Below are 10,629 nucleotides of genomic sequence, written 5' to 3'. Positions count from 1 at the left end.
TCGGCCATCGAGCGCGCCGTGGCCCGCAGCGGCGGCCGGATCGCCGGAACCGGCACCTACGAGCTGTCACAGAACGGCGTCGTCCAGGCGATTCCGGGCCTTGCCGCGCGCACCCGCAGTTCGGGGGCGGATGCGGTGTTCTTCACCGCCCCGACCGCGGGCGCGCTGCCGCTGCTGGCGCAGTTGCTGCCCGAGAACCGGGTCGATCCGGCCAGCGTCAAGTTCATCGGCCTGACCCGCTGGGACATCCCGCCCTCGACGCTGGCGCTGTCGGGGTTGCAGGGGGGCTGGTTCGCCCTGCCCGATCCCGATCTGGCCCGGCGCTTCGAGGGCCGCTACATGGCCGCCTATGGCGAACCCGCCCATCCGACCGCCAGTCTGGCCTATGACGGCATCGCCGCGATCGGTGCGCTGCTGCGCCAGGGCAGTTCCGATGCGCTGACGGTTCGGGCGCTGACCCAGCCCTCTGGATTTGCCGGGGTGAACGGTGTATTCCGTCTGCGACCCGATGGCACCAACGAGCGTGGGCTGGCGGTCGCCGAAATCCGGAACAACCAGGTGATCGTGATTGACCCCGCCCCCAGAAGCTTTGCCGGTCCCGGTTCGTAGTCGCGCCACATCGGACCCGATTTCCACCCCGCCCGACGACACGACACCGGATGGCCTGATCTGTCCGGCGCGGGAGATTTTCGACCGCGCGGGCTTTGCGGCGGAACTGGCCAGACTGGCCGCCGGGGGGGCCGAACCGCGGGCCTTGCGCGACCAGATGGTGCGCCACCTGCGCGAGGCCCGGACCCGGGGCCGCGCCGCCATCTCCGCAGCCTTTGCCGAACGCCCCTTCGATGCGGGACCCACGGTGCGGGCCTATACCTGGCTGACCGATTGCCTGGTGCACGGCACGCTGGAAATCGCCCGCACCCACCTGCACCCCCGCCCTAACCCGACCGAAGGCGAGCGGCTGGCCGTCTTCGCCGTTGGCGGCTATGGCCGGGGCGAGATGGCGGCCCATTCCGACGTGGATCTGCTGTTCCTGACGCCGTGGAAGATCACCCCCTGGGCCGAGAGCGTCATCGAATCGATGCTCTACATGCTGTGGGATCTGCACTTCAAGGTCGGCCATTCCTCACGCACGGTGAAGGATTGCCTGCGGCTGGGCCGCGAGGATTACACGATCCGCACCGCCCTGCTGGAAAACCGCTTCCTGGCCGGCCACGAGCCGCTGGACCGCGAGTTGAACACCGCGCTGCGCGATGATCTCTTCGACGGCACCGAGGGCGATTTCATCGAGGCGAAGCTTGCCGAGCGGTCCGAACGCCACCGCAAGCAGGGCGGCCAGCGCTATGTGCTGGAACCCAATGTCAAGGAGGGCAAGGGCGGTCTTCGCGACCTGCAATCGCTCTACTGGATCGCGAAATACATCTACCGCGTGGACCGTGCCTCGCACCTGGTCAGGCTGGGCGTGTTCACCGAGGAGGAGTTCAAGGGCTTCCTGAAGGCCGAGCGTTTCCTGTGGGCAGTGCGCTGCCACCTGCACCTGATCACCGACAGGGCGATGGATCAATTGACCTTCGATCTGCAGGTCGAGGTGGCAGCGCGGATGGGCTATACCGACCATGGCGGGCGCCGTGCGGTCGAGCATTTCATGCAGCACTACTTTCGCCACGCGACCACGGTGGGCGATCTGACGCGCATCTTCCTGACCAAGCTGGAAGCGGCCCATGTGAAAAGCGAGCCGCGGCTGCTGGGCCTGTTCCGGCGCCGACGCAAGATGCCCGAGGGCTACGAGATCGCTCAGAACCGCATGAACGTGGCCGATCCGGCGGCATTCCTGGCCGACAAGGTGAACCTGCTGCGCATCTTCGAAGAGGCGCTGAAGGCGGGCACGCTGCTGCATCCGGACGCGATGCGGCTGGTCGCGGCGAACCTGCGGTTGATCGACGACAGCGTGCGCGCCGATCCCGAGGCGCAGCGCATCTTTCTCGACCTGATGCTGAAGCACGGCAATCCCGAGCGCGCGCTGCGCCGGATGAACGAACTGGGCGCGCTATCAGCCTTCATCCCGGAATTCGAGCCCATCGTGGCGATGATGCAGTTCAACGTCTATCACCATTACACGGTGGACGAGCACACGATCCAATGTGTCTCGACGCTGGCCCGGATCGAGCGAGGCGAACTGGTCGAGGAACTGCCCATCGCCAGCCGCATCCTCAAGGAGGGGGTCAACCGGCGGGTGCTTTACGTCGCGCTCCTGCTGCACGATATCGGCAAGGGCCGTCCCGAGGACCATTCGGTGCTGGGCGCGCAGATCGCGCGCAAGGTGGCGCCGCGGCTGGGGCTGAAACCCGACGAGTGCGAAACCGTCGAATGGCTGGTGCGCTATCACCTGCTGATGTCCGACATGGCGCAGAAACGCGACCTGTCCGACCCGCGCACGGTGCGCGACTTCGCCAAGGCGGTGCAGAACAAGAAGCGGCTGGACCTGCTGACGGTCCTGACGGTCTGCGACATCATCGGGGTCGGCCCCGGCACCTGGAACAACTGGAAGGCGCAACTGATCCGCCAGCTTTACCGCGAAACCGCGACCGCGCTGGAAAAAGGGCTGGAGGCCGTCAACCGCCGCACCCGCGAGGATCAGGCCAAGCGCGCGCTGCGCGAGGCGCTGGCCGACTGGGACAAGAAAGAACTGCGCACCGAGACCGCCCGCCACTACCCGCCCTACTGGACCGGCCTGCCGGGCGGGACGCATGCGGTCTTTGCCCGGCTGCTGCGCGATCTGGGGGATGACGAGACCCGCATCGACCTTGCCGAGGATGCCGATCACGATGCCACCCGCGTCTGTTTCGCACTGGCCGACCATCCGGGCATCTTCTCGCGGCTGGCGGGTGCGCTGGCGCTGGTTGGCGCGAACGTGGTGGACGCGCGCACCTATACCACCAAGGACGGCTATGCGACCGCCGTCTTCTGGGTGCAGGATTCCGACGGCACCCCCTACGAGGGCGCGCGCCTGCCCCGCCTGCGCCAGATGATCGACAAGACGCTGGCGGGCGAGATCCGCCCGCGCGAAAAGCTTGCCGACCGCGACAAGCTGAAGAAGCGCGAAAAGGGCTTCCGCTTCCCCACCTCGATCACCTTCGACAACGAGGGATCGGAAATCTACACCATCATCGAGGTCGACACCCGCGACCGCCCGGGCCTGCTTTATGACCTGACGCGCGTACTGGCCGACAGCAATGTCTACATCGCCTCGGCCGTGATCGCGACCTATGGCGCGCAGGTGGTCGACAGCTTCTATGTCAAGGACAGCTTCGGGCTGAAGCTGCATTCCCGCTCTCGCCAGGAGTCGCTGGAGAAGAAACTGCGCGCCGCCATCGAGCGGGGCGCGGAACGGGCGGGGGCGTGATGCAGCCGATCCGCCTGGTCGCGGGCTTCGTGACGGTCGGCGTCTGGACCTTTGTCAGCCGCATCATTGGATTCGTGCGCGACATCCTGATCGCGGCCTATCTGGGCGCGGGGCCGGTGGCCGAGGCGTTCCTGATCGCCTTTTCGCTGCCCAACATGTTCCGCCGATTCTTTGCCGAGGGCGCGTTCAACATGGCCTTCGTGCCGATGTTCGCGAAAAAGCTCGAAGGCGGCGACGACGCGCTGGGATTCGCCCGCGATGCCTTTACCGGGCTGGCGACGATCCTGATCGTCTTTACCCTGCTCGCGCAAGTGGCGATGCCATTCCTGGTGCTGGCGATGGCCGGGGGCTTTGTCGCGGACGAACGGTTCGACCTTGCGGTGGATTACGGCCGGATCGCCTTTCCCTACATCCTGTTCATCTCGCTGGCCGCGCTGTTGTCCGGCGTGCTGAATGCGACGGGGCGCTTCGTCGCCGCCGCCGCCGCACCGGTGCTGCTGAACCTTCTGTTCGTCGTGGCGATGGTGGTGGCGGCCCGGATGGGCTGGCCTGTCGGCGACACGCTGGCCTGGACCGTGCCGGTCGCGGGGATCGCGCAGCTCGCACTCGTCTGGGTCGCGGCCTCGCGCGCGGGGTTCAGGCTGACCATCCGACTGCCCAGGATGACGCCCGAACTGAGGCGGCTGGCGATCATTGCCGCCCCCGCCGCGCTGGCAGGCGGCGTGGTGCAGGTGAACCTGCTGATCGGCCGTCAGGTCGCCAGCTTCTTCGAGGGGGCGGTGGCCTGGCTGTCCTATGCCGACCGGCTGTACCAGTTGCCGCTGGGCGTCGTCGGCATCGCCATCGGCGTTGTGCTGCTGCCGGACCTGTCGAGGCGGCTGCGGGCCGAGGACACCAATGGCGGGCGCGACGCGTTCAACCGGGCGGGCGAGATGGCGCTGGCGCTGACCGTCCCGGCGGCGGTGGCGCTGGCCGTCATTCCCGGTGCGATTGTCGGCGTGCTGTTCCAGCGCGGCGCCTTCGATGCGTCCGACACCGCGGCCACCGCGCTGGCGGTGGCGGTCTATGGCGCGGGGCTGCCTGCCTTCGTGATGCAGAAGGTGCTGCAACCGCTGTTCTTCGCGCGCGAGGATACGCGGCGACCGTTCTACTATGCGCTCTGGGCGCTGGCCGTGAACGCCGCCCTGGCGATCGGGTTCGCGCCCTTCATCGGCTATATCGCGGCGGCTTGGGGCACCACGCTGGCGGGCTGGGCAATGGTCGCGCTGCTGTGGCGCGGCTCGCGCCGCTATGGCGCGGCGGCGACGCTGGACGACCGGTTCCGCGCGCGGTTCTGGCGTATCCTCGCGGCCTCGGCGCTGCTGGGCGCGGTCCTCCTGCTGACGGCCTGGGCGCTGGCCCCCTGGCTGGAGGCCGGCCGGATCCGCTACGCCGCGCTCGCCGGACTGGTGGGGATCGGGATGCTCGCCTATTTCGGCGCGGGCCACCTTCTGGGCGCGTTCCGCCTGTCCGAGTTCCGCCGTGCGCTGCGCCGTCAGCGGTGACGGATCCGCGCCCGCACCCGGCCCCAGCCGCCCGGGCTGACGACAAAGGACATCAGAAAGCCGGTGGCGAAGCCCGCAAGGTCCGCCAGCCAATCGTTGTTGCCCCCGAACAGCAGGCCGAAGACCAACTGGATCGCCAGCAGGATGCCGATCAGTGAGAAGGCGCGATACTGGTTTGTCCCCGTCCCGGCCAACCGCACCCACAGAAGGAAGGTGAAGGCCCCGATCAGCCCGTAGACCGCCGGGAACCCGCCCACCAGCGGCGCGGGATCGTTCAGCAACAGGCCATAGGCCACCGCCCCCATGATCGCCGAGCCGAAGAACACCGCCAGAACCGCCCAGGGCCGGAAGACCTCGGCCACCATCTTGCCCAGCGCCAGAATGAAGACGACGACGAAGACCGCATGCGTCACGCCGCCATGCACGAAAGGATAGGTCACGAAACGCATCAGATGCTGCGGCGGATAGCGCCCCTCGGCCAGCATCCAGTCGAAGACCTGCCCCGAGAAGGCATAGTCCTGAAACGCCGCCAGCCGCCAGCCCACCGCGCCCGGCCCGCCCAGGATGCCGCGCGCCCCAAGGCTCAGGACCACCTCCGTCGCGATGACCGGCAGAACCAGAAGCCAGATCACCGCGGGCAGCGGATTCAGCGGATGGGCGTTCGGATCGGGGGACATGCGGCACGGGCCTCGGTTGACGGTGTTGCCCCGCATGGGTAATCGAGCGAGGCAACAAATTCCAGACGGAGATGACCCCATGAGCGAGGTGGTCCACACACCGCGCGTCTTTTCCGGCATCCAGCCCTCGGGCGGGCTGACGCTGGGCAACTATCTCGGCGCGCTCAAGCGCTTTGTCGAGACCCAGGAAAGCGGCGGCATCGAGACAGTCTATTGCATCGTCGACATGCACGCGATCACCGTCTGGCAGGATCCCGAAAAGCTGACCCATGCAACGCGCGAGCTTGCCGCGGGCTTCATCGCCAGCGGAATCGACCCCGCGCGCTCGATCCTGTTCAACCAGTCGCAGGTGCCCGCCCATGCGCAACTGGCCTGGATCTTCAACTGCGTCGCGCGGCTGGGCTGGATGCAGCGCATGACCCAGTTCAAGGACAAGGCCGGCAAGAACTCCGAGAACGTGTCGCTGGGCCTGTTCGCCTATCCCGCGCTGATGGCGGCCGATATCCTTGTCTATCACGCGACCCATGTTCCGGTGGGCGAGGACCAGAAACAGCATGTGGAACTGACCCGCGACATCGCGGCCAAGTTCAACAACGATTTCGGAGTGGAGTTCTTCCCGCTGCCCGAACCCGTGATCGAGGGCGCGGCGACGCGGGTGATGTCCTTGCGCGACGGTACCAAGAAGATGTCGAAATCCGACCCTTCGGACATGAGCCGCATCAACCTGACCGACGATGCCGATACGATCTCGAAAAAGATCCGCAAGGCCAAGACCGACCCGGAGCCCCTGCCCGAGACGCTGGAGGGGCTGGAGGGTCGGCCCGAGGCGCGCAACCTCGTGAACATCTACGCCGCCCTTGCGGAACTGACGCCCGAACAGGTGATCGCGGAACATGGCGGCCAGCAATTCGGGACGTTCAAGCCCGCGCTCGCCGATCTGGCGGTGGCGCGGCTGGCGCCGATCAATGCCGAGATGGGGCGGCTGATGCAGGACCCGGCCGAGATCGACCGCATCCTTGCCGCGGGGGCCGAGCGCGCGAACGAGATCGCCGCGCCGATCCTCAAGCGCAGCTACGAGATCGTGGGTATGGTGGGCACCGGGGCCGCCTAGATCCATGCGGCGGGCGGCGCGGGCGATCCTGTAGCTGCTGCTCGCGATTTCGCTCGCGCTTTGCCTGTGGTCGGGCTGGTGGCTGGCGACCGGCTGGCCGGGCAGCATCGTCGTCGACGCCGGGGCCGCGCACAGACGCAGCATCGCCGGGCGGGAGGTTCTGTGCAAGTCGCGCCTGCTGCACCTTGCCGCGCGACTCTCGCATGTCGCCCAGCCGAACGGCCAGTTCCTGGGGATCTGCACGCAGATCAGGCGCGCTTGGCACGGTTCAGTCGGGCGGCGCGTTTCGCAACCCGGCAAGCCAGTCGCGCCGGGCCCCTCGGCCGGGGAGCCAGCCGAATCCGGGAGGCGAATTGCCGACCCACGCGCTTCGACCGAGTTCGTCGATCATCCTGCGCTGTTTCTCGCGGTCGATCGCTATGATGTCCGTGAGACTGGGCTGTTCGGGAACGGGCGGCCGTCGCGGCCAGGCGTCCGGGCGAGTGCCGTAGTCATAGCCTGGAAAGACGGCTCCGAAAGTCTCGCGCAGCCAGAGCGGGTCATCCGAGACGGAGTCGAGCCAGACGGACAATTCGGGCCGCAGCCGCGGACGGGTCGGTCCGATCCTGTCCTCGATCTGCCGGATCGCCCGCATCAGCGCAGTCGTATCGCTGGTAAAGACATCGTCATTGTCATGGTGGAAGTCCTGCCGGTATTGCCGCACAAGGGTCATCGCCTCGCCCGAAAGCGAAATGTTCCCGTCACGTCCCTCCCTCGGGTCGCTGCGCGAAAGCCCCGACACGCCAAGATAAGCGTTCACGAAATCCGCCACGATATCGCCCTCGCAGAGGGTCGCTCGATCATAGGTCCGTATCAGGACGTTCCCGGCCCCGAAAACGTCCATGTAAGGCTCCAGGACCTGTCTGCAATTCAGCGGAGCGGGCAGCGGCACCTTCCATGATGCCCTGATCTCCTGCTGAAGCCAGGACAGGTAGTGGTCGGAAGGCCGCCGCACATAGCCCGCGATCCGGATATGGTCGGCTCCGAGCGACAGGATGTCCTCCCTCAAGGCCGCGAGGCGGTCCGGGGGCAGGACGCCGAACAGCCCTTCGTTGGAGAGAACCAGGATTTCGGGCGAGGTCTTTCGCAACTGGCGGCCAAGCCGCGCGAACCAGGCCTTGCGCTGGTCATCGTGCCGCGTCTCGTCCGGAAACCGGCTGGCGCCGGCGCGCCCCAGGCTGCCGATCCCCACGAGAAGAATCCGATGCTTGCTCTTGTGCCGCGGACTGCGCGGATAGGCGATTCCATGGGCGGCAAGGACACGCTCTGACCGGCGCAACGTTTTCTGAAGGATCGTCGTTCCGGTCTTGGGGGCACCAATATGAAGGATGACCTGCATGCCGCGTCGGGCTCCCTGGCTGATGGCGGTGACCCGTTCCCTCCTAGGGCTCCTGCCTCTGCGGTTCAATTCCCCAGTTGCCGCATCGTCGGCAGGCAGCCTCCGATGGTTTCACGAAACCGATTCCAATCCGACATGGTCCCGACTCATGTTCGGCGAATAACTTGCATGTCCGGTCGCGTCTGGCCGGTCCCCGGGGTCGTGATTCCCCAAGTCCGGCACAGTCGATCCGCCCTTGCCGCCCCGGGAATTCCGGCGAGCAGCCTTCGCCCGGCAGGCTCGCCCAACGCCCCCGGCCGCCCCGCCGGGGGCGTTTCCCTTGCGCTATGGACGCTCCTGCGCCCCGGGTCTAGGGTGCGCCCGTATTCGCGAAAGGCGGGTCCACGAAAGGGGTCATACATGGCGACAGGCAACAACATCCGCACCTATTTCGAGGGCAGCTGGCACCGCGCGGATCTGGCCGTGATGCGCGCGGCCGATCATGGCAGTTGGCTGGGGACGACGGTGTTCGACGGTGCGCGCTACTTCGAGGGGATCGCCCCCGACCTTCTGGCCCATTGCGAGCGGGTGAACCGCTCGGCCGAGGCGCTGATGATCACGCCGACGGTAACTGCGCAGCAGATGCATGACCTGATCTGGGAGGGGCTGAAGACCTATCCGGAGGATGCCGCGGTCTATATCCGGCCGATGTACTGGGCGCTTGACGGCGATTTCCTGGGGATCGTGCCGAAGCCGGGCGCGACGGGCTTTGCGATCAGCCTGGAGGAGATCCCGATGGCCGCGCCGGGCAGCGCCACGACGCTGACCACGACGCGGTTCCGCCGCCCCACGCTGGACTGCGCGGTGGTCAATGCCAAGGCGGGCTGCCTTTATCCCAACAACGCCCGGATGCTGGCCGAGGCGCGATCCAAGGGGTTCGGCAATGCGCTGGTGGCGGACGCGCTGGGCAATGTCGCCGAGACCGCCACGGCCAACGTGTTCATCGTGAAGGATGGCGAGGTCCTTACCCCGATCCCGAACGGCACCTTCCTGGCGGGCATCACCCGGGCTCGGCATATCGCCAATCTGCGCGCGGCGGGTATCGCGGTGCATGAGACGGTGCTGGGTTTCGACGATGTGCGCGCGGCCGACGAGGTGTTCCTGTCGGGCAACATGATGAAGGTGACGCCCGTCAGGGCGTTCGATGACGTGCAGTACCAGCCCGGTCCGATGACTCAGAAGGTGCGCGAGCTTTACTGGGACTGGGCGCATTCGGGCGGCTGAGGGGGCTCTCCCGCCCCCGGCCGGCGCAGGGCTGACGCCCCGCTTGTCCGGGGTTGGGAGTGGCGCGGCCTTGCGGCCGCGCGCCTCCGGCGGGGGTATTTGGGCCAAGAAGAAATCCGGAGTGGTTTTCGGGAGGCAAGCCCGGCGCAGATGCGCGGGATTGCCAGCGCGCCGCGGCTCGGCCATTCTGGGCGGCGTTGCAAAGGGAGGGCGCGGATGCGCAAGTTCCTCGTGATCCTCGATGACAGCCGCGAATGCCTGAACGCCATGCGCTTTGCCGCGATGCGCGCGGCGCGGACCGGGGGCGGCGTGCAGATCCTGTCGGTCATTCCGCCGGAGGAATACAATCACTGGATCGGCGTGGGCGAGATCATGCGCGAGGAGGCGCGCGAGCGGATCGAGGCGCATTTCGAGGTCTTCGCCAAATGGATGCGTGACCGGCACGGGGTCGATCCGGAACTGGTGATCCGCGAGGGCGAGCCGGTGCCCGAGATCCTGTCGCAGATCCGCGACGATCCCGAGATCGGCATTCTGGTGCTGGGCGCAGGCACCGACAAGAAGGGGCCGGGCCCCCTGGTGACGCAACTGACGAAAAGCTCCGGCACGTTGCCGGTGCCGATGACCATCGTTCCGGGCGGGCTGTCGAAGGAGGGACTGGAGGCCGTCTGCTGACACTCTCTGGAATCGTTCTAAACTTGACAAGCCTCCTGCCCGGGCGCATATCCCGTTCAAACCCGAGGACCGGACTCATGTTCATCCAGACCGAATCCACGCCGAACCCGGCGACCCTGAAATTCCTGCCCGGACAGGCGGTGCTGGAGACAGGCACCGCCGATTTCCCCTCGCCCGGCGCCGAGGGGGTCGACCGGTCGCCGCTGGCGCGTCGCATCTTTGCGGTGGAAGGTGTGCGCGCGGTGTTCATGGGTCAGGATTTCGTGACCGTGACAAAGGAAGACGGCGTGGAGTGGGACCATATCAAGGCCGCGATCCTTGGCGCGATCATGGAGCATGTCCAGTCGGGCCAGCCCGCGATCATCGGCGCAGCCGCGGAGGCGCATGCCGACCATGACGGGCCGGATGCCGATATCGTGCGCCAGATCAAGCAGTTGCTTGACACCCGTGTGCGTCCGGCAGTGGCCCAGGATGGCGGGGACATTACCTTTCACGGCTTCGAGCGGGGCGTGGTCTATCTGCACATGCAGGGCGCCTGCGCGGGCTGCCCGTCCTCGACGCTGACCCTGAAGATGGGCATCGAG

At 67.0% G+C, this 10,629-nt stretch carries 9 protein-coding genes; 7 read left to right on the top strand and 2 right to left on the bottom strand.

Annotated elements, in window-relative coordinates; all coding sequences use genetic code 11:
* The 3 genes from ENN83_RS01790 to murJ form a co-directional block, all read left to right on the top strand.
* Positions 1-609: ABC transporter substrate-binding protein (locus ENN83_RS01790; protein WP_287183347.1), on the top strand; the 609-nt coding region annotated here is incomplete at its 5' end.
* On the top strand, positions 590-3,400 hold the full coding sequence (locus ENN83_RS01785) for a [protein-PII] uridylyltransferase (protein ID WP_414707606.1): 2,811 nt from the start codon (positions 590-592) through the stop codon (positions 3,398-3,400). The genes ENN83_RS01790 and ENN83_RS01785, both read left to right, overlap by 20 nt.
* Positions 3,400-4,944, top strand: coding sequence for a murein biosynthesis integral membrane protein MurJ (gene murJ, locus ENN83_RS01780; protein ID WP_287183346.1), 1,545 nt, complete (start codon positions 3,400-3,402; stop codon positions 4,942-4,944). Before ENN83_RS01785 ends, murJ begins: the two co-directional genes overlap by 1 nt.
* Here the strand turns inward: murJ and ENN83_RS01775 are convergent.
* Positions 4,935-5,621 carry a rhomboid family intramembrane serine protease gene (locus ENN83_RS01775; protein WP_287183345.1) on the bottom strand — a complete coding sequence of 229 codons (687 nt, stop codon included), beginning with the start codon at positions 5,619-5,621 and terminating at the stop codon, positions 4,935-4,937. The genes murJ and ENN83_RS01775 overlap by 10 nt on opposite strands.
* Before the next feature lie 79 nt (positions 5,622-5,700).
* On the opposite strand from ENN83_RS01775, the gene trpS reads away from it, so the two are divergent.
* Positions 5,701-6,732 carry a tryptophan--tRNA ligase gene (gene trpS / locus ENN83_RS01770; protein WP_287183343.1) on the top strand — a complete coding sequence of 344 codons (1,032 nt, stop codon included), beginning with the start codon at positions 5,701-5,703 and terminating at the stop codon, positions 6,730-6,732.
* Positions 6,733-7,000: 268 nt separating this feature from the next.
* On the opposite strand, the gene ENN83_RS01765 is transcribed toward trpS, so the two are convergent.
* Positions 7,001-8,110, bottom strand: a complete 1,110-nt coding sequence (locus ENN83_RS01765; RefSeq protein WP_287183342.1) for a hypothetical protein — start codon at positions 8,108-8,110, stop codon at positions 7,001-7,003.
* A gap of 399 nt (positions 8,111-8,509) precedes the next feature.
* On the opposite strand from ENN83_RS01765, the gene ENN83_RS01760 reads away from it, so the two are divergent.
* The 3 genes from ENN83_RS01760 to ENN83_RS01750 form a co-directional block, all read left to right on the top strand.
* On the top strand, positions 8,510-9,373 hold the full coding sequence (locus ENN83_RS01760; protein ID WP_287183340.1) for a branched-chain amino acid aminotransferase: 864 nt from the start codon (positions 8,510-8,512) through the stop codon (positions 9,371-9,373).
* A 216-nt stretch (positions 9,374-9,589) separates the two neighbouring features.
* Positions 9,590-10,045: a universal stress protein gene (locus tag ENN83_RS01755; protein WP_287183339.1), complete on the top strand. Its 456-nt coding sequence runs from the start codon at positions 9,590-9,592 to the stop codon at positions 10,043-10,045.
* Between the two features lie 77 nt (positions 10,046-10,122).
* Positions 10,123-10,629: NifU family protein (locus tag ENN83_RS01750; RefSeq protein WP_287183338.1), on the top strand; the 507-nt coding region annotated here is incomplete at its 3' end.

Origin of the sequence: Rhodovulum sp., assembly GCF_011048875.1 — a bacterium.
GTDB lineage: Bacteria > Pseudomonadota > Alphaproteobacteria > Rhodobacterales > Rhodobacteraceae > Rhodovulum > Rhodovulum tesquicola.
The sequence above is the reverse complement of the archived record's forward strand: the minus strand, read 5'-3'. Positions and strand labels throughout refer to the sequence as shown.

What these genes read in the sequence shown, in the direction of transcription:
- murJ (WP_287183346.1), top strand. Translation starts at nt 3,400, where the DNA reads ATGCAGCCGATCCGCCTGGTCGCGGGCTTCGTGACGGTCGGCGTCTGG.
- ENN83_RS01775 (WP_287183345.1), bottom strand. Translation starts at nt 5,621, where the DNA reads ATGTCCCCCGATCCGAACGCCCATCCGCTGAATCCGCTGCCCGCGGTG.
- trpS (WP_287183343.1), top strand. Translation starts at nt 5,701, where the DNA reads ATGAGCGAGGTGGTCCACACACCGCGCGTCTTTTCCGGCATCCAGCCC.
- ENN83_RS01765 (WP_287183342.1), bottom strand. Translation starts at nt 8,110, where the DNA reads ATGCAGGTCATCCTTCATATTGGTGCCCCCAAGACCGGAACGACGATC.
- ENN83_RS01760 (WP_287183340.1), top strand. Translation starts at nt 8,510, where the DNA reads ATGGCGACAGGCAACAACATCCGCACCTATTTCGAGGGCAGCTGGCAC.
- ENN83_RS01755 (WP_287183339.1), top strand. Translation starts at nt 9,590, where the DNA reads ATGCGCAAGTTCCTCGTGATCCTCGATGACAGCCGCGAATGCCTGAAC.